This window comes from Methylobacterium sp. 1030 (assembly GCF_040544715.1).
Taxonomy (GTDB): Bacteria; Pseudomonadota; Alphaproteobacteria; order Rhizobiales; family Beijerinckiaceae; genus Methylobacterium.
The window spans coordinates 129,443-145,689 of the sequence record NZ_JBEPKM010000017.1 but is presented as its reverse complement, the minus strand read 5'-3'; the positions used below and the strand labels follow the sequence as shown (position 1 = coordinate 145,689).

General features: G+C 73.4%; 19 protein-coding genes. 7 read left to right on the top strand and 12 right to left on the bottom strand.

The window, feature by feature from the left end:
* The 11 genes from ABIC30_RS23810 to ABIC30_RS23760 all read right to left on the bottom strand — a co-directional run.
* On the bottom strand, window positions 1-410 hold a 410-nt coding region (locus tag ABIC30_RS23810), incomplete at its 3' end, for a 1-deoxy-D-xylulose-5-phosphate synthase N-terminal domain-containing protein (protein ID WP_354456133.1).
* 43 nt (window positions 411-453) lie between these two features.
* Window positions 454-714: an exodeoxyribonuclease VII small subunit gene (locus ABIC30_RS23805; protein WP_012320922.1), complete on the bottom strand. Its 261-nt coding sequence runs from the start codon at window positions 712-714 to the stop codon at window positions 454-456.
* A gap of 139 nt (window positions 715-853) precedes the next feature.
* On the bottom strand, window positions 854-1,366 hold the full coding sequence (locus tag ABIC30_RS23800) for a tyrosine phosphatase family protein (RefSeq protein ID WP_020093937.1): 513 nt from the start codon (window positions 1,364-1,366) through the stop codon (window positions 854-856).
* A gap of 50 nt (window positions 1,367-1,416) precedes the next feature.
* The gene (locus ABIC30_RS23795; protein WP_020093936.1) at window positions 1,417-1,977 is read right to left on the bottom strand and encodes an HD domain-containing protein; all 561 of its coding nucleotides are present in this window, start codon (window positions 1,975-1,977) and stop codon (window positions 1,417-1,419) included.
* A gap of 26 nt (window positions 1,978-2,003) precedes the next feature.
* Window positions 2,004-2,618: a DNA-3-methyladenine glycosylase I gene (locus ABIC30_RS23790; RefSeq protein ID WP_020093935.1), complete on the bottom strand. Its 615-nt coding sequence runs from the start codon at window positions 2,616-2,618 to the stop codon at window positions 2,004-2,006.
* Between the two features lie 142 nt (window positions 2,619-2,760).
* The gene (ygfZ, locus tag ABIC30_RS23785) at window positions 2,761-3,612 is read right to left on the bottom strand and encodes a CAF17-like 4Fe-4S cluster assembly/insertion protein YgfZ (protein WP_020093934.1); all 852 of its coding nucleotides are present in this window, start codon (window positions 3,610-3,612) and stop codon (window positions 2,761-2,763) included.
* Window positions 3,613-3,713: 101 nt separating this feature from the next.
* Window positions 3,714-3,968, bottom strand: coding sequence for a hypothetical protein (locus ABIC30_RS23780; protein WP_012320917.1), 255 nt, complete (start codon window positions 3,966-3,968; stop codon window positions 3,714-3,716).
* A gap of 159 nt (window positions 3,969-4,127) precedes the next feature.
* The gene (locus ABIC30_RS23775; protein WP_020093933.1) at window positions 4,128-4,586 is read right to left on the bottom strand and encodes a TIGR02301 family protein; all 459 of its coding nucleotides are present in this window, start codon (window positions 4,584-4,586) and stop codon (window positions 4,128-4,130) included.
* Complete coding sequence (locus ABIC30_RS23770; RefSeq protein ID WP_020093932.1) at window positions 4,583-5,119, bottom strand: NUDIX hydrolase; 537 nt, start codon at window positions 5,117-5,119, stop codon at window positions 4,583-4,585. The genes ABIC30_RS23775 and ABIC30_RS23770 overlap by 4 nt, the downstream gene beginning before the upstream one ends.
* Window positions 5,116-6,315 (bottom strand): hypothetical protein, encoded by a 1,200-nt coding sequence (locus ABIC30_RS23765; RefSeq protein WP_020093931.1) that lies wholly within the window; start codon window positions 6,313-6,315, stop codon window positions 5,116-5,118. The genes ABIC30_RS23770 and ABIC30_RS23765 overlap by 4 nt, the downstream gene beginning before the upstream one ends.
* Window positions 6,312-7,034: an SDR family NAD(P)-dependent oxidoreductase gene (locus ABIC30_RS23760; RefSeq protein ID WP_041372745.1), complete on the bottom strand. Its 723-nt coding sequence runs from the start codon at window positions 7,032-7,034 to the stop codon at window positions 6,312-6,314. Before ABIC30_RS23760 ends, ABIC30_RS23765 begins: the two co-directional genes overlap by 4 nt.
* Window positions 7,035-7,208: 174 nt before the next feature.
* Between ABIC30_RS23760 and ABIC30_RS23755 the strand changes: the two genes are divergently transcribed.
* From ABIC30_RS23755 to thiL, 4 genes are all read left to right on the top strand, one after another.
* A complete protein-coding gene (locus ABIC30_RS23755; RefSeq protein ID WP_020093930.1) occupies window positions 7,209-7,796 on the top strand; it encodes a carboxymuconolactone decarboxylase family protein in 588 nt (195 codons plus the stop codon).
* Between the two features lie 143 nt (window positions 7,797-7,939).
* The gene (gene ribH, locus ABIC30_RS23750) at window positions 7,940-8,434 is read left to right on the top strand and encodes a 6,7-dimethyl-8-ribityllumazine synthase (RefSeq protein ID WP_020093929.1); all 495 of its coding nucleotides are present in this window, start codon (window positions 7,940-7,942) and stop codon (window positions 8,432-8,434) included.
* An 11-nt stretch (window positions 8,435-8,445) separates the two neighbouring features.
* Window positions 8,446-9,051 (top strand): transcription antitermination factor NusB, encoded by a 606-nt coding sequence (gene nusB, locus ABIC30_RS23745; RefSeq protein ID WP_170863012.1) that lies wholly within the window; start codon window positions 8,446-8,448, stop codon window positions 9,049-9,051.
* Between the two features lie 3 nt (window positions 9,052-9,054).
* Window positions 9,055-10,050: a thiamine-phosphate kinase gene (gene thiL / locus ABIC30_RS23740; protein WP_020093927.1), complete on the top strand. Its 996-nt coding sequence runs from the start codon at window positions 9,055-9,057 to the stop codon at window positions 10,048-10,050.
* Here thiL and ABIC30_RS23735 read toward each other — a convergent pair.
* On the bottom strand, window positions 9,970-10,341 hold the full coding sequence (locus tag ABIC30_RS23735) for a hypothetical protein (RefSeq protein WP_026605043.1): 372 nt from the start codon (window positions 10,339-10,341) through the stop codon (window positions 9,970-9,972). The genes thiL and ABIC30_RS23735 overlap by 81 nt on opposite strands.
* A gap of 448 nt (window positions 10,342-10,789) precedes the next feature.
* Here ABIC30_RS23735 and ABIC30_RS23730 point away from each other — a divergent pair, with 448 nt between their 5' ends.
* The 3 genes from ABIC30_RS23730 to ABIC30_RS23720 all read left to right on the top strand — a co-directional run bounded on the left by ABIC30_RS23730 (window position 10,790) and on the right by ABIC30_RS23720 (window position 16,237).
* Window positions 10,790-12,934 (top strand): sodium-translocating pyrophosphatase, encoded by a 2,145-nt coding sequence (locus tag ABIC30_RS23730; RefSeq protein ID WP_020093925.1) that lies wholly within the window; start codon window positions 10,790-10,792, stop codon window positions 12,932-12,934.
* Window positions 12,935-13,128: 194 nt separating this feature from the next.
* Complete coding sequence (locus ABIC30_RS23725) at window positions 13,129-14,220, top strand: alkene reductase (RefSeq protein ID WP_020093884.1); 1,092 nt, start codon at window positions 13,129-13,131, stop codon at window positions 14,218-14,220.
* Window positions 14,221-14,323: 103 nt separating this feature from the next.
* Complete coding sequence (locus ABIC30_RS23720; protein ID WP_020093883.1) at window positions 14,324-16,237, top strand: PAS domain S-box protein; 1,914 nt, start codon at window positions 14,324-14,326, stop codon at window positions 16,235-16,237.
* Window positions 16,238-16,247: the final 10 nt, after the last annotated feature.

Here is a 16,247-nt window from a genome sequence, read left to right as displayed (position 1 = left end):
CGGGCGACCGCCATGCCCAGCGCGGCCGAGATCGAGGTCGAGGAGTGGGCGGCGCCGAAGGGGTCGTAGACGCTCTCGCTCCGCTTGGTGAAGCCGGACAGGCCGCCGCCCTGGCGGAGCGTCCGGATGCGGTCGCGGCGCTCGGTGAGGATCTTGTGGGGGTAGCACTGGTGTCCGACGTCCCAGACGATGCGGTCGTCGGGGGTGTCGAACACGTGGTGCAGCGCCACGGTCAGCTCGACCACGCCGAGCCCCGAGCCAAGATGGCCGCCGGTGATCGAGACCGCGTCGATCATCTCGGCGCGCACCGCGTCGGCCACCGCCTGCAGCTCCGACTCCGGAAGACGCCGCAGCGCCGAAGGAGACGGAACGCGGTCGAGAAGTGCACTCTGCTCGGGGGTAATCGCCACGGCATCAACCTCTAACGGATGGGATCGGTTCGACCGCCGAGCCTCAGGACATGTCGAGCGGGGCGACGCCCTCGGGCCGCCCGTCGGAGCCCAGCGTGATCCGCTGGATCCGCGCCTCGGCCCGCTTCAGCAGCGCCTCGCAATGCTTCTTCAGCACCTCGCCGCGCTCGTAGATCGCCACCGACTCGTCGAGCGGCACGTCGCCGCGCTCGAGCCGGCGGACGATTTCCTCGAGCTGTTCCAGCGCCTTCTCGAAGGGCAGGTCGCCGGCGGCGGGGGCCACCTCGGGTCTGCTCGCACTCATCCCAGATACTTCCTTTGGGGGTGTTTGTACGGCGCGATCCCCGGTCGCCACAACCCTGGGGGCCAGTCCGCCGGCCGGGTCCGCACCGTTTTGGACGGCCGCGGCGGCGTTTGCGCCACACTTCGCACCGGCGTTCGGTTCACGCCAGCGCGAGGGTGAACGGCGTGCCCTCGAAGGCGTCGGCGCCGCGCCCGATGCGGGCGATCGCCGCGACCATGCGGCCGTCGCGGTCGAGCATCCGGTCGGCGATCGCCACGAACAGGGCGTTGGGCGTCGCCGAGGGCGAGGCGGACCGCAGGGCGTCGGCGATCGCCGCCTCGTCGCGCTCGGGCGCCAGCGCGCAGGCCGCGATGTAGGCGGCGGCCGTCGAGCGGCTGATCCCGGCGTAGCAGTGGATCACCAGCGGCTTCTCCCGCGGCCAGGTCCGGACGAAGTCGAGAAGCCGGGCCACGTGTTCTTCAGCCGGCAAAACGTGCCCGTCCCGGGCCGCCGCGATGTCGCTGACCCAGATGATGGCGTGGTTCGCGGCGTCGATCACGGCCGGCCGCTCCAGCGGCGTGCCGACATTGATCAGCGTGAGCACGTGGCTCGCGCCCGTGGCGGCGACGGTCTCGGGCAGGCGTGAGAGCGGACAGACGTGGAGGGTCGGCATGGTGGGGCGCCAGTGACCTGCGATCGTGACGGATCGAGGGCGAAGATCCGTCAGGGCCGGGACAGGGCGGTGAAGCGCGCGAGGAATCGCGCCTCGGCCTCGGCGGTCGGCCACGGCCCGGCCAGGGCCGACACCGACTCGGGCAGGTCGACCGAGGGGCCGAAATAGCGCTCGGCCTCCTCCGGCGCGAAGCCGGCCAGGCGCACCGCCTCGGCGTGGGCGGCGATCCGGTCGGCCCGCTTCACGAGCTGGGCGAGGGCGGGCGAGGGGGCGGCCAGCTCGAAGCGGCGGCGCACCGCCGCGAGCAGGCGCAGCTCGACGCCGCGATAGGCGTCGCCGATGGCGGCCTTGAGCGGCGAGATGATGTCCCCGACCACGTATTCCGGCGCGTCGTGCAGGAGCAGCTCGAGCCCGTCCCGGTCAGTGCAGCCGGGGGCGAGGTGGCGGCCCACCGCCTCGACCAGCAGGCTGTGCTGGGCCACCGAGAAGACGTGCGGCCCGCGGGTCTGGCCGTTCCAGCGCGCGACCCGGGCGAGGCCGTGGGCGATGTCGGCGATCTCGATGTCCCCGGGCGCCGGGTCGAGGAGGTCGAGGCGGCGGCCAGAGAGCATGCGCTGCCACGCGCGCGGCGGCGTGCTCACCGGGACCCGCCGAGCGCAGCGCAGGGCCCGTGCCGGTGGCAGCCGACGAGGTGATCGTTGACCATGCCCACCGCCTGCATGAACGCGTGCACGATGGTCGGCCCGCAGAAGGAGAAGCCCTCGGCCTTCAGGGCCTTCCCGATCGCCCGGGAGACCGGCGTCTCGGTGGCGATCTCCGCGCGGGTCCGCGCCGTGCCCTGGACCGGCCGGCCGTCGACGAAGTCCCACAGGAAGTGCGCGAAGCCGGGGCCGCGCTCCTCGATCCGCAGCCACGCCCGGGCGCCCGCGACGGTGCCCTGGATCTTGGCGCGGTTGCGGATGATGCGGGTGTCGGCCATCAGCCGCGCGACGTCCGCCTCGGTGAAGCGGGCGATCCGCTCGGGATCGAAATCCGCGAAGGCGTCGCGGAACCCGTCCCGGCGGCGCAGGATGGTGATCCACGACAGCCCGGCCTGGAAGCCGTCGAGGATCAGCTTCTCGTAGAGAGCGCGGCCGTCATGCTCGGGCACGCCCCACTCGGTGTCGTGATAGGCGACGTAGAGCGGGTCGAGCCCAGCCCACCAGCAGCGTGGGCAGCCGTCGGGATGGTCGATGAGGCCGGTCTCGGACATACGGCGATGGTAACGAGAACAGGAGCGGAACGCCACCGCCGCGGCGGGGACCGCACGGCCACCTCGACGGCCGCCCCGACGGTCCCTTCCGCCGGTGCAAGACGAGCCGCGGTCACGCGGCCCGATCCCGCGCGTCGCGATCCTACCCGGCCGCGCTCGCCGCCGCGTCCGGCATGGCGAAGGTCGCGCAGGCGGGGCGCGCCAGCGTCACGGGCTGGTCGCCCGCGCGCGGGGTCTCGCCGGAGGCGAGCGCGTCGCCCAGTCGGTCGAGGCGGACCGTGGCGAGGCCGCGATTCCCCGCGGCGCTGCCCGTGGTGCCGAGCACCTTGCCGCCCGCGGTGATCTCGGTGCCGGGCGGGGGCGCGGCGTCCGCGTAGGCGGCCGCCAGGATGCGGGTCCGGGCCGTGCCGCGGTGCTGCATCCGCGAGACCACCTCCTGGCCGACGTAGCAGCCCTTGCGGAAGTCGACGCCGCCGAGCTGATCCATCAGCGCCTCGTGCGGGAATGCGTCGCCGAAGGCGAAGTCGCGTCCGCCCTCGGGCACGCCGAGGGCGATCCGGTGCGCGTGGTACTCGGCCTCGGCGGCGTCCGCCGAGAAGGCGCCCGCTTCGGCGTAGAGACGGGCGCCGAGATCGGCCGCGCGGGAATCGGCCAGCGCCTCCGCGGCGGGCGGGGCCGCGCCGGCCCAGGCCGCCGCGACCGCGACGGTCGGGTCGGCCGCGATGGTCGCCTGCGCGCGCAGGCGATAGAGCGTCAGGCGCTTGGCGAGGTCCGCGGCCCTTTCGACCAGCACGTCGAACCGGAAGCCGTCGGGGATCCGCGAGACCAGGAAATCGAAGAGGATCTTGCCCTGCGGCGTGAGCAGGGCGCCGAGGCGCGCCTCGCCGGGCTGGAGCGTCTCGACGTTGCAGGTCAGGACGCCCTGGAGCAGCGTCGTGGCGTCCGGTCCGGTGACGGTGACCAGGGCGCGGTCCGGCAGCAGGGCGACGGGCATGGGCGGCGATTCCTCGGGGCGCGAACGGTCCGGCTGGCCGGACCGCGGACCCGGGACGTAGTCGCTGACCGCCCGCGCCTCAACCGTCCGCGCTCACCTGCTCAATGCTGGAGCGTCGTGGTGAACGCGCCCCCGCGGATGCGCTCCGGGAATCCCTCCGCGTAACGGGCCGTGGCTTCTTCGCCGTACGTCGTCACGAGTTCCTGAAAAGCCGCGAACAGGGCGGCCTGGGCCATGCAGTCACCGTCGAGACCATCGAGGCAGCCTTCCGCGAACGCTTCCGAGACGTAACTCAGCGCGACGCGTTTCTCCTCGACATCGACCTCGATGGGGGCGGTGTGAGAGCTGTGCTGCATGGCCGGATACTTCCATTGCGCCGGACACAAGGCCCGGCGGACGCAATGGATGATAAGCAGGTCCCGGCGGCTCGGCCAGCCGAGAATTTCGGATCGGTTAACGCGAGCGCTCAAATCCGATGTTTCGCCGGCATCGCCGGTATGTGTGCTGTACCTGCATCACCCCCCGAAACGCCCGGCCAGTGCGTGCGACAGCCGGTCGCCCTCCGCGACGTACCGGGCGGCCGCCTCGTGGGCCGCGGGCGTGCAGACCCGGTAGGTCAGCGCGTAGCCGCGATAGCCGCGGTTGTAGGCGCCGGCCAGCCGGTCGCGGCGGGCCGGGGTCACGCCCTCGGAGTCGATCAGCGCCTTCATGCGGGCCGGCCAGTCGGCCGCGTCCGGGGCCGCGCAGAGGTTCCGCAGGAACGCCAGGGCCCCGATGATCTCGGACATGCGCAGCAGGTCGCGGTCGTAGGGCGCGGGCACGTCCGCGGGGGCGGGCGCCTCCTTGGACGGCTCCTTCGCGGCTTCCTTGGCGGGCGCGCCGCTCCGGCCGGAGCGCTGCTGCGCCAGCGCCGGCGCGGAGACCGGGCCTGCCAGGAGCGCTAGCAGGCACAGGAGGGTCGCGGGGCGCCTCACGCCGTCGGCTCCCCGCCCGGCATTCCCGCGCGGTTCGCGTGCCGATCCGCGCTCCCGTCCGTGGTTCCATCCATGCCCTGGGCCGCCACCCGCGCGAAGGCCTCGCGCAGGGTGTCGACCAGGCCGGGGGTGGTCGGAAGGGTCGCGACCTCCGCGAGCGTCGCCCAGCGGGTGCCCAGGGCTTCGGGCCCGGCCACGGGCTCGCCGCCGCACCACAGGGCGGCGTGCGGGTGGACGACGTAGTGGTGGCGGGCCCGGCCGGCCTCGTCCCGGACGATGATCTCCGTGGGCGAGAGCACGCCGACCACCTCGGCGGGCAGGCCGACCTCCTCGGACAGTTCGCGCAGGGCCGCCTCGGCCAGGGACTCGCCCGCCTCCACGAGGCCGCCCGGCAGGGTCCAGACGCCGCGCATCGGCTCGTTGGCCCGCGCCGCCAGCAGGACCCGCTCGCCGCGGATCACCGCGATCGACGCGCCCACGAAGGGCCGGGCCGGGAACAGTCGGCTGTCGGAATCCGGTGCGCCCGCGGTCACGGCTTGCCCTCGTCCGGTGCCACGACGGCCACCCGGCCGTCGGCGAGGCCGACGAGCAGCCGCGCCGCCGCGCCCTCGCCGAGGACGACGATGCCGGTCTCCGCGGGGGCCGGCAGCGGCATGCGCGCCCGCTCGCGCAGGCCGCCCTTGGCCGCCACGAAGGCGATCTCCGGCCGGCCCGCCACCGGCAGGACGAGCTCGGGGCTGCCGCCGGCCGGAACGGTCACGGCGAGATCCGAATCGCCGTCGCCGGCCGCGTAGCCCGCGGCCTCGCCGGCGGGCTCGATCGCGTCGGGACGCAGCGTCCAGAGCTGGAGCCGGCCCTTGGCGCTGACCGTCGCGGCCTGGGTGGCGCCCGATCCGGAGAAATCCGCGATGCCGGCGATCTTGAGGGGTGGGCCCGGCTGGGCGGGCGTGCGGGCGGCGACGGCCCAGGCCGCGCCCGGATCGCCGGCGGGCCGGTCGATCAGCACGAGGCCACCGGCATCCGCGCCGGACAGCGTCGCCGCCAGCAGCGCCGGGCGGTCCCCGAGGCGCAGCAGGCGCGGCCGCAGCGGCGCGAACACGGCCTCGCCCCCCGCCGGCACTGTCACGGTGGCCACGGGGACGGGCTTCGGATCGGTGCTCACCGCCATCGGCTGGCGCTCGCGGATCGTCAGCACCGCGGCGGCCGCGCCGCCGTCGGGGGCGCGGGTGCGCCCGGTGAGATAGGCGCTCAGGGGGCCCGAGAGGGCCCGGCGCGAGCCCGGCAGAGCCCCGCGCGGCGTCTCGGCGGCGGTCAGCCCCTCGACCGCGTCCCGACCGATCGGCCGCACGGTGACGCCGCCCTCCGCGAGGGCGAGCACGGCGCCGCCGTCGTCGCCCCAGACCACGGCGATCGGCGCGCTCTCCTCGTCGCCGGTCTGCTGGCCACCGCCCTGCGCGCCGGCTTTTGCCCCTGCCATGCCGCCGGTGATCGGCAGGAGCCCGGAGGTCGCCACCGAGACCGCGGCCTCGCTGCGCGAGCCGCGCAGCGCCCGCACCTTGAAGGGCAGGTCGAGGATCCGGATTCCGGGCTCGGCCCGCGCCCCCGCGACGGGCGCGAAGCACGCGAGGAGGCCCAGGACGAGCGAGACCCGCCCGCGGCGCGCCGCCGGGTGCCGGCGCGGTAACGCCGCGCGCGCGGAAGCGCCCCAGGAAGCGACCGATCTGGTCAAACGTGCTGGCCGCCGTTGATGTGGAGCTCGGCGCCGTTCACGTAGGAGGAGGCCTCGGTGCACAGGAAGTAGATCGCCTTGGCGACCTCGTCCGGCGTGCCGAGCCGGCGCTGCGGGATCTGCTCGACGAGCTTCTCGGTGCCGGGCGACAGGATCGACGTGTCGATCTCGCCCGGCGAGATCGCGTTCACCCGCACGCCGAGCGGCCCGAAATCGGCGGCCATCTCGCGGGTCAGGCCCGCCAGCGCCGCCTTGGAGGTGCCGTACGCCGCCCCCGCGAAGGGGTGGACGCGCGAGCCGGCGATCGACGTCACGTTGACGACCGAGCCCTTGGCCCGGGCCAGTTCCTCGCGCAGGCCCCGGGCCAGCAGGATCGTGGCGAAGAGGTTGACCTGGAAGACCCGCTGCCACGTGTCGAACTCGGTGGCCAGCGCGCCGAGGCGCTCGCCCTCCGGCCCCTTCGGCGAGATCCCGGCATTGTTGACCAGCGCGTGCAGCACCCCGCCCTCTGCGGCGAGCCGGCCCCGCACCTCCTCGACGGCGCGGACCGTGTCCTGCGCGTCGGCGAGGTCGACCTGCAGGTGGTCCTCGGGGCCCATCTCCCAGGGGCAGTTCTCCGGGAAGGCGTGGCGCGAGCAGGTGATCACGCGCCAGCCCGCGGCCGAGAAGCGCTTGACGGTGGCGTGGCCGATGCCCCGGCTCGCGCCCGTGAGCAGCATGATGCGCCGGCGTTCGTTGACGGGGAGGGCCAAAGCCGTAAGCCTCGCTGGCGTTCAGGGATCGCCGCCCGGTCGGGCGCGGTGCGTGCCGGTGAGCCCCAATGGTCTAGGCGCACGGGCACCGGAAATCCAGAGCGGGCCGCGCGTCGGCGCCGGAGCACGGAGGGGAAACGCATGGCCAGCGGGCAGACCAGCGCGGAGCGCATGCCGGAGATCCCGGCCGGCGGCCTGTCCCCGGCGCAGGAAGAGGCGGCGGCCGCGTTCCGGGCCGAGCGCGGCGTCCCGGTCTTCGGGCCGTTCGTGCCGCTCCTGCGCAGCCCCGAGCTGATGCTGTGCGCGAGCCGGATGGGCCAGTACCTGCGCTACGGCAGCGTCCTGCCGCTGCGGATCAGCGAGTTCGCGATCCTGGTGGTCGCGCGGGAATGGAGCCAGCCGGTCGAGTGGGCGATCCACCACCCGATCGCCCTCGAGGCCGGGGTCGCCCCCGAGACCGCGCGGGCGCTGGCCGCGGGGCGCCGCCCCGACACGATGAGCGCCGACGAGGCCCTCGCCTACGCGTTCTCGACCGAGCTGATGCGCAACCGCGCGGTGAGCGACGCGACCTACGCGGCCCTGGTCGCGCGCTTCGGCGAGCAGGGGGCGATCGATCTGACCGGCATCAACGGCTACTACGCGCTGCTCGCCATGACGATGAACGTCGCCCGCACGGCCCTGCCGGAGGGCGGCCCCGCGGCCCCGCCGCTGCCGCCGCTGGTCGGGTAGGGCGCGCCGCCGCGGCCGCGGCGCGGGCCGGGGTCGATCCCGCGCGGCTTGTGGCGCCGGCCGCTTCGGTCTAACCGTCCTCCCCCGTGCGGGTGCCCGACGTGCCGCCCGCCCGTTCCCGAAAACCCGGCCGGACGAGAGCCATGGTCGCCCATACCCGCGCCGATTCGGCGCCCAAGCCCACCGACCCGGCGCTCGCCGGCGCCCGGATCCTCGTGGTCGAGGCGCGCTACTACGACGCGATCGCCGACGAACTCCTGGCCGGCGCCCTGGCGGCGATCGCGGCCGCCGACGCGCAGGCCACCGTGGTCACCGTGCCGGGGGCCCTGGAGATCCCCGCCGCCGTGGCGATCCTGCTCGACACGGGCGCCTACGACGCCGTGGTGGCGCTCGGCTGCGTGATCCGCGGCGAGACCGGCCACTACGACATCGTCGCCGGCGAGAGCGCCCGGGCGCTCATGGACCTGTCGGTGCAGCGCCGCGTGCCGCTGGGCAACGGCATCCTCACGGTCGAGACCGAGGCGCAGGCGCTCGCCCGCGCCCGGGTCGCCGAGATGAACAAGGGCGGCGGCGCCGCCGAGGCGGCGCTCGGCGTGCTCGCCCTGAAGCGTGCGGCCGAAGGCGCGCGCCCGCGATGACGGATACACCCATGACCGGGACCCCCGAGACCCAGCCGGAGACCGGCGCGGAGAATGGCACCGGCACCGCCGGCGCCCCCGCCAAGATCAGCCTGCGCAGCGGCGCCCGCCTCGCGGTGGTGCAGGCGCTCTACGAGATGGACGTCTCCGGCAAGGGCGTGCTCGACGCCCTCGCCGAGTTCGAGGCCTTCTGGATCGGCCAGGAGGTCGACGGGATCGCCCATCCCCCGGCCGAGACCGCGTTCTTCCGCGACCTGCTGCGCGGCACGGTCGAGGAGCAGCGCGCCATCGACCCCAAGCTCGACCAGGCCCTCGCGCAGGGCTGGCCGCTGCGGCGCATCGAGATCGTGCTCCGGGCGATCCTGCGGGCGGGCGCCTACGAGCTGATGTTCCGCCGCGACGTGCCGGCGGCCGCGGCGATCTCGGAATACGTCGACGTCGCCCACAGCTTCTACACGGCCGACGAGCCGGGCCTCGTCAACGCCGTCCTCGACCGGGTCGCCCGGGAGGTCCGGCCGGGCGAGGTCGGGGCCCCGAAGGCCTCCGGCAAGCCGGGCTCGTCCAAGCCGCTCCCCGGCAAAGCTGCGGCTGGGAAACCGTCGGCCGGGAAGGCCTGAGTCTTGGTCGGGCCGGCCCGCGCCTCCGAGGAGGGGCTGATCGCCCGCTACTTCGCCCCGCTCGCGGGGCCGGGCGCCGACGGGCTCCGGGACGACGCCGCCGCGCTGACACCGGCGCCGGGCCACGACCTCGTCCTCACCGCCGACGCCGTGGTGGCGGGCGTCCACTACTTCGCGGAGGATCCGCCGGCCTCGATCGCCCGCAAGGCGCTCGGCGTGAACCTCTCCGACATCGCCGCCAAGGGCGCGGTCCCGCGCGGCTTCCTGCTGACCCTGGCGCTGCCCGACGATTGGACGGAGACCTGGCTCGCCGGATTCGCGCAGGGGCTCGGCGCGGCGGCCGAGGCGGCCGGCTGCCCGCTGCTGGGCGGCGACACGGTGCGCTCCGGCGGCCCCGCGCTGATCTCGGTGAGCGTGTTCGGCGAGCTGCCGACCGGCGCCATCGTGCGGCGCGCCACCGCGCGGGTCGGCGACCGGATCTGCGTCACCGGCACGATCGGCGACGCCGCCCTCGGCCTGCGGATGCGCCTGGAGGGCGACGCCCCCTGGGCGGCCGGCCTCGATCCGGCGCTGCGGGCCGAACTCGCCGACCGCTACCTGCACCCGCGCCCGCGGCTCGCCGCCGCGCCGGCCATCCGCCGCCACGCCTCGGCGGCCATGGACGTGTCCGACGGCCTCGCGGGCGATCTCGCCAAGATGCTGGGCGCGGGCCGCACCGCCCGGGTGGCGACGGCGGACGTGCCGCTCTCGGAGGCGGCCCGGTGCGCCTGCGCGGCGGACCCCGCCCTGATCGAGGCGGTCCTGACCGGCGGCGACGATTACGAGATCCTCTGCACCGTCGCGCCGGAGCGCCTGGCGGATTTCCGGGCTGAGGCCGCGGCGGCCGGGATCGCCGTCGCCGCCATCGGCACCGTCACCTCAGGCGACGGCCCGCCGCGCTTCGAAATGCGCGATGGCGCCGAGCGCGTGTTCGCGGCCGGAGCCTTCAGCCACTTCTGACGCCCAGATCGCGTCCGGTCCCGAGATCATCGGGCCGGCGGAATCCCCGGCCGGGTGGCCGATCTGGCGCCGGACCTCGCCGATCATCGCGGCGGCGACCACCGGGATCCAGCGGCCGGCCGGGTCCCCGCCCGCGCCCGGCGCCCGGGACAGGGCGCGCTGCAGCACGCAGAGCAGGTCGTCCTGGATCGTGACCGGCTGCGCCGCGACCCGCTCTGCGATCAGGAAGCCGACCGCGCCGCTCAACACCTCGATGGTCGCCGCCAACCTGGCGGCCTGGTCGCTGCTCATGGCGAGTCCCTCGTCCGAATACAACCAAAAATAGAATATCGGTTGGTTAAGGCGACGTTAACGGCCGCTCGAGCCGCTCGCGTTCGTGATGTTCCGGTTCGGGGGACGGGCATCTCCGCTCGCGGGAGCCGCGCTCGGCCCCCTATCCCGCACGGAAGAGGGGGCTCGCGCCCATGGAACCGTGTGCAGCGGCCGGCGGGAAACCAGATCTGCAACATAATGCAGCATTGCGGATTCGAGGGCTTTTTAGCCCCCGGGTCGTGAGGCCCGATTACCGGCGTCGCCCGCCGACGCGGCGTTTGCGCTCCCCGGCGAAGTTTGGCAATCAAGGCATTGTTCTGGGAAGGAAAGCCCCGAATCCGAGCGCCGCGTCCCATGGCCGTCGTCCGGCGGCCAAGCTCGACAATCACAAGCCAACGCCAGGCACGATAATAACAAGGACGGTCGAATGATTCCCTTGATCCTGATCATCGCGGGCGGGCTCTGCGCCGTCGCCTACGGCATCGTCACGATCCTCGACGTGATGCGGCGCGACGCCGGCACGCAGCGCATGCAGGAGATCGCCGCCGCCATCGCCGAGGGCGCGCAGGCCTATCTCCGGCGGCAATACACGACGATCGGCCTCGTCGGCGTCGTCCTGTTCGTCCTTCTCGCCGTCTTCCTCGGGATCAAGGTCGCGGTCGGCTTCCTGATCGGCGCCGTTCTGTCGGGCGCGGCCGGCTTCATCGGCATGAACGTCTCGGTCCGGGCCAACGTCCGCACGGCCCAGGCCGCCTCGACCTCGCTGGGCGGCGGCCTCGACGTCGCCTTCAAGTCGGGGGCGGTGACCGGCATGCTGGTGGCGGGCCTCGCGCTGCTGGGCGTGGCCCTCTACTACCTGTTCCTCACCCGCGCCGCCCATCTCGAGCCGTCGAGCCGCGAGGTGATCGACGCCCTCGTGGCGCTCGGCTTCGGCGCCTCGCTGATCTCGATCTTCGCCCGCCTCGGCGGCGGCATCTTCACCAAGGGCGCCGATGTCGGCGGCGACCTCGTCGGCAAGGTCGAGGCCGGCATCCCGGAGGACGATCCGCGCAACCCCGCCACCATCGCCGACAATGTCGGCGACAATGTCGGCGACTGCGCCGGCATGGCGGCCGACCTGTTCGAGACCTACGCGGTCACGGTCGTCGCCACGATGGTGCTGGCCGCGATCTTCTTCTCCGGCGCGGGCGGGAGCAACCGCGACGTCCTCGAGCCGATGATGCTGTACCCGCTCGCCATCGGGTCGGCCTGCATCCTCACCTCCATCGCCGGCACCTACGCGGTGCGGCTCGGCGCGAACCAGTCGATCATGGGGGCGCTCTACAAGGGGCTGATCGCCGCCGGCGTGCTCTCCATCGCGGCGATCGCGGCGGTCAACATGACCCTGCTAGGCGGCTTCTCGACGAGCTTCACCACCTCGACCGGCCTGACCTTCACGTCGGCCGCGCTGTTCGGCTGCGCGGTGATCGGGCTCGCCATCACGGCGCTGATCGTCGTGATCACCGAGTACTACACGGGCACCAACTTCCGCCCGGTGAAGTCGATCGCCGACGCGTCGGTGACCGGCCACGGCACCAACGTGATCCAGGGGCTGGCGATCTCGCTCGAATCGACCGCGCTGCCGGCCATCGTGATCGTGGCAGGCATCATCAGCACCTACGCGCTCGCCGGCCTGTTCGGCATCGCCATCGCGGTCACCGCCATGCTGGCGCTCGCGGGCTTCATCGTGGCGCTGGACGCCTTCGGGCCGGTCACCGACAATGCCGGCGGCATCGCCGAGATGGCGGGCCTGCCCTCGGAGGTGCGCAAGTCGACCGACGCCCTCGACGCGGTCGGCAACACCACCAAGGCGGTGACGAAGGGCTACGCGATCGGCTCGGCGGGTCTCGGCGCGCTGGTGCTGTTTGCCGCCTACACGTCGGACCTGAACTACTTCATCGCCCATGCGAGCCCGACGCAGTACCGCTTCTTCCAGGGCGTCAGCGTCGATTTCTCGCTCTCCAACCCCTACGTCGTGGTCGGGCTGCTGCTCGGCGGCCTGATCCCGTTCCTGTTCGCCGGCATCGCCATGACGGCGGTCGGGCGCGCGGCGGGCGCGGTGGTCGAGGAGGTCCGGCGCCAGTTCCGGGCCAAGCCCGGCATCATGCAGGGCACGGACCGGCCGGATTACGGGCGGGCGGTGGACATGCTCACCCGCGCGGCGATCAAGGAGATGATCATCCCGTCGCTGCTGCCGGTCCTGTCGCCGATAGTGCTGTTCTTCGTGATCCAGTTCATCGCCGGGAAGAGCCAGGCCTTCGCCACCGTGGGCGCGAGCCTGCTCGGCGTGATCCTCACCGGCCTCTACGTGGCGATCTCGATGACCTCGGGCGGCGGTGCCTGGGACAACGCCAAGAAGTACATCGAGGACGGCCACCACGGCGGCAAGGGCTCCGACGCCCACAAGGCGGCGGTGACCGGTGACACGGTCGGCGACCCCTACAAGGACACCGCCGGTCCGGCGGTGAACCCGGCGATCAAGATCACCAACATCATCGCCCTGCTGCTGCTCGCCGTGCTGGCGCACAGCTGAGTTCCGCGAAGACCGGATCGGCCGACGGGGCCGGGCTCTCCGCGAGCCCGGCCCTTCCCGTTTCGCCGTGTGCGCCCCCGCACGCGACGGCCAGTCCCGCGGCGCAGCACCTTGGCATCGCGGCGCCGCAGCGCCACCTCGGCGCCGGATTAAAACCCGGACGCGGCCCCCGCCGCACCAGCACGAGGTAACCCATGCCGTCCCTGCTCGACCCGATCCGCATCGGCGCCATCGAGGCGAAGAACCGGATCTTCATGGCGCCGCTGACCCGCGGCCGCGGCACCCGCGAGCACGTTCCGACCCCGATCATGGCCGAGTACTACGCCCAGCGCGCCGGCGCCGGCCTGATCCTCACCGAAGCCACCGGTATCAGCCAGGAGGGGCTCGGCTGGCCCTACGCGCCCGGCATCTGGTCCGACGCCCAGGTCGACGCGTGGCGGCCGATCGTGAAGGCCGTGCACGACAAGGGCGGCAAGATCGTCTGTCAGATCTGGCACATGGGCCGGATGGTCCATTCGGACTTCCTCGGCGGCGCCAAGCCGGTCTCGTCCTCTGCCACGACGGCGCCCGACCAGGCCCACACCTATTCCGGCAAGAAGCCCTACAGCGAGGCCCGCGCCCTGGAGGTGTCCGAGATCCCGCGCCTGCTCGGCGATTACGAGCGGGCCACCGCCAACGCCCTGGCTGCCGGGTTCGACGGGGTGCAGATCCACGCCGCGAACGGCTACCTGATCGACGAGTTCCTCCGCGACGGCACCAACCACCGCACCGACCAGTACGGCGGGTCCGTCGAGAACCGCGTGCGGCTCCTGCGCGAGGTGACCGAGGCGGTGGCGAAGGTCGCCGGGCCGGAGCGCACCGGCGTGCGCCTCTCGCCGAACGGCGCGATCCAGGGCTGCAACGACTCGAACCCGGAGCCGCTGTTCGTCGCCGCCGCCCAGGCGCTCGCCGATGCCGGGATCGCCTTCCTGGAGATGCGCGAGCCGGGGCCGAACGGCACCTTCGGCAAAGCCGACCACCCGCCGATCGCCCCGGCGATGCGGCGCGTGTTCCGCAACCCGATGATCCTGAACGCCGACTACGACGGGGTCAGCGGCCAGAAGGCGCTGGATGCCGGCGAGGCCGACGCCATCGCGTTCGGCCGGACCTTCATCGCCAACCCGGACCTCGCCGAGCGGATCGCCAGGAAGGCGCCGCTCGCCAAGGACGACGCCGCGACGTGGTACAGCCAGGGCCCCGAGGGCTACGTCGACTACCCGACCCTGACCGAGTCCCGCGCCGCCTGACGCGCCGCCGTCGCGCGCCCTGCCGCGACCCGGAGGGCTGCGGCAGGAAACCGCGGCAATTCCTTGGCAGCGGGCCGTCGCGCGCCTATGTGAGGGCAGGACCATGGATGTGCCTGCACCTCACGCGCTCGCGGAAGCCGGACCGACCGACGGGCGCTGGCGCGCCGCCGACCGGATCGCCGAACTGCGCGACCTCGCGATCCTCGATTCCGAGCCCGAGCCGCTCTACGACGACCTCGTGCGGGTCGCCGCTTACGTCTGCCGGGCGCCGGTCGCGCTCGTCAGCCTCGTCGATGCCGAGCGGCAGTGGTTCAAGTCGGAGGTGGGCCTCGGCAAGCGCGAGCTGCCGATCAATTGCTCGGTCTGTGCCCACACGATTGAGGCCGGCGACCTTCTCGTCATCCCGGACCTGACCACGGACCCCCGGACCACCGAGAATCCCCTCGTGACCGGCGCACCGGCCTTCCGGTTCTACGCGGGTGCGGTGATCCGCGGCAGCCATGGCATCCCGCTCGGCGCGCTGTGCGTGCTGGACCGCGTCCCGCGGCCGGAGGGGCTCGATTCGGAGCAGACCGCGACCCTGCTGGCGCTGGCGCGCCAGATCTCCAGCCTGCTGGAGCACCGCAGGACGCTGGCGCAGGTCGCCGCCCGCGAGGCGGAGATCGCCGCGAGCGAGCGCCGCTTCCGCGTGATGACCTCGGCGATGCCCCAGATGGTCTGGACCACGCGGCCGGACGGGTTCCACGACTACTACAACGACCGCTGGTACGAGTTCACCGGCGTCCCCTACGGCTCCACCGACGGCGAGGGCTGGAACGGTGTGTTCCATGCCGAGGACCAGGACAGGGCCTGGGCGCGGTGGCGCCACTGCCTCGCGACCGGCGAGCCCTACGAGATCGAGTATCGCCTGCGCCACCACAGCGGCGACTACCGCTGGACCCTGGGGCGGGCCATGCCGATCCGGGACGCCGAGGGGCGGATCGAGCGGTGGTTCGGGACCTGCACCGACATCGACGACCTGAAGCGCGCCGAGGCCGAGGCCCGCAAGCTCGCGGCGATTGTCGAGACGTCCAAGGACTTCATCGGACTCAGCACCCTTGAGGGCGCGATCACCCACCTCAACGAGGCGGCGCTGGCCCTGGTCGGCCTGCCCGACCTCGCGGCCGCCCGCGCCAAGAAAGTGCCCGATTTCTTCACCGACGAGAGTCGCCGGATCCTGGCCCAGACGGTGATGCCGGCGGTGCGCCGCGACGGGTTCTGGGAGGGTGAACTCGCCTTCCGGCACTTCGTCACCGGCGAGCCCCTGGCGGTGCTCTACAACATCTTCCCCGTGCGCGACCCGACCGGGGCCGAGATCGGCTACGCCACGGTCACCCGCGACCTGCGCGAGGCGAAGCGCGCCGAGGAGGCCCGCGATCTGCTGATCCGCGAGCTGTCGCACCGGATCAAGAACATCTTCGCGGTGGTGGGCGGCCTCGCCGCCCTGACCGCGCGGACCGACCCCGCGGCCAAGCCCTTCGTGGCCGCGTTCCGCGAGCGGCTCGGCGCCCTGGCCCGGGCCCATGAATACGTCCGCCCGCACTCCCCCGACAGCGCCCCGCCGGTCGCTGGCCAGACGGTGCTCGGGCTGATGCGCCTGATCATGGCCGCCTACGAGGAGAACGGACGCGCCCGCGTGGTGATCTCGGGGGACGATGCCGAGATCGGCGAGCGCACCGCCACGGCCCTCGCGCTGATCATGCACGAGCAGGCGACGAACGCGGTCAAGTACGGCGGCCTGTCGACGCGGGAGGGCGGCGTCTCGCTGAGCGGGACCCGCGAGGCGGGCCGCTACACCCTGACCTGGCGCGAGGAGGGCGGCCCGCAGATCGCCGGCGCGCCGTCCCGGAAGGGATTCGGCACGGTGCTGGCCGAGCGCAGCGTCGCCGGCCAGCTCGACGGCGCGCTGGAGCACGACTGGGCGCCGGGCGGTCTCCTGATGCGGCTCAGCGTCCCGCTCGAGAACCTGCGGACCTGACGTGGCTCGG

Coding starts and splice junctions, on each gene's coding strand:
- ABIC30_RS23805 (WP_012320922.1), bottom strand. CDS start 714: ATGAGTGCGAGCAGACCCGAGGTGGCCCCCGCCGCCGGCGACCTGCCC.
- ABIC30_RS23800 (WP_020093937.1), bottom strand. CDS start 1,366: ATGCCGACCCTCCACGTCTGTCCGCTCTCACGCCTGCCCGAGACCGTC.
- ABIC30_RS23795 (WP_020093936.1), bottom strand. CDS start 1,977: ATGCTCTCTGGCCGCCGCCTCGACCTCCTCGACCCGGCGCCCGGGGAC.
- ABIC30_RS23790 (WP_020093935.1), bottom strand. CDS start 2,618: ATGTCCGAGACCGGCCTCATCGACCATCCCGACGGCTGCCCACGCTGC.
- ygfZ (WP_020093934.1), bottom strand. CDS start 3,612: ATGCCCGTCGCCCTGCTGCCGGACCGCGCCCTGGTCACCGTCACCGGA.
- ABIC30_RS23780 (WP_012320917.1), bottom strand. CDS start 3,968: ATGCAGCACAGCTCTCACACCGCCCCCATCGAGGTCGATGTCGAGGAG.
- ABIC30_RS23760 (WP_041372745.1), bottom strand. CDS start 7,034: ATGCTGCTCACGGGCGCGAGCCGGGGCATCGGCCACGCCACCGTCAAG.
- ABIC30_RS23755 (WP_020093930.1), top strand. CDS start 7,209: ATGGCCAGCGGGCAGACCAGCGCGGAGCGCATGCCGGAGATCCCGGCC.
- ribH (WP_020093929.1), top strand. CDS start 7,940: ATGGTCGCCCATACCCGCGCCGATTCGGCGCCCAAGCCCACCGACCCG.
- nusB (WP_170863012.1), top strand. CDS start 8,446: ATGACCGGGACCCCCGAGACCCAGCCGGAGACCGGCGCGGAGAATGGC.
- ABIC30_RS23735 (WP_026605043.1), bottom strand. CDS start 10,341: ATGAGCAGCGACCAGGCCGCCAGGTTGGCGGCGACCATCGAGGTGTTG.
- ABIC30_RS23730 (WP_020093925.1), top strand. CDS start 10,790: ATGATTCCCTTGATCCTGATCATCGCGGGCGGGCTCTGCGCCGTCGCC.
- ABIC30_RS23725 (WP_020093884.1), top strand. CDS start 13,129: ATGCCGTCCCTGCTCGACCCGATCCGCATCGGCGCCATCGAGGCGAAG.
- ABIC30_RS23720 (WP_020093883.1), top strand. CDS start 14,324: ATGGATGTGCCTGCACCTCACGCGCTCGCGGAAGCCGGACCGACCGAC.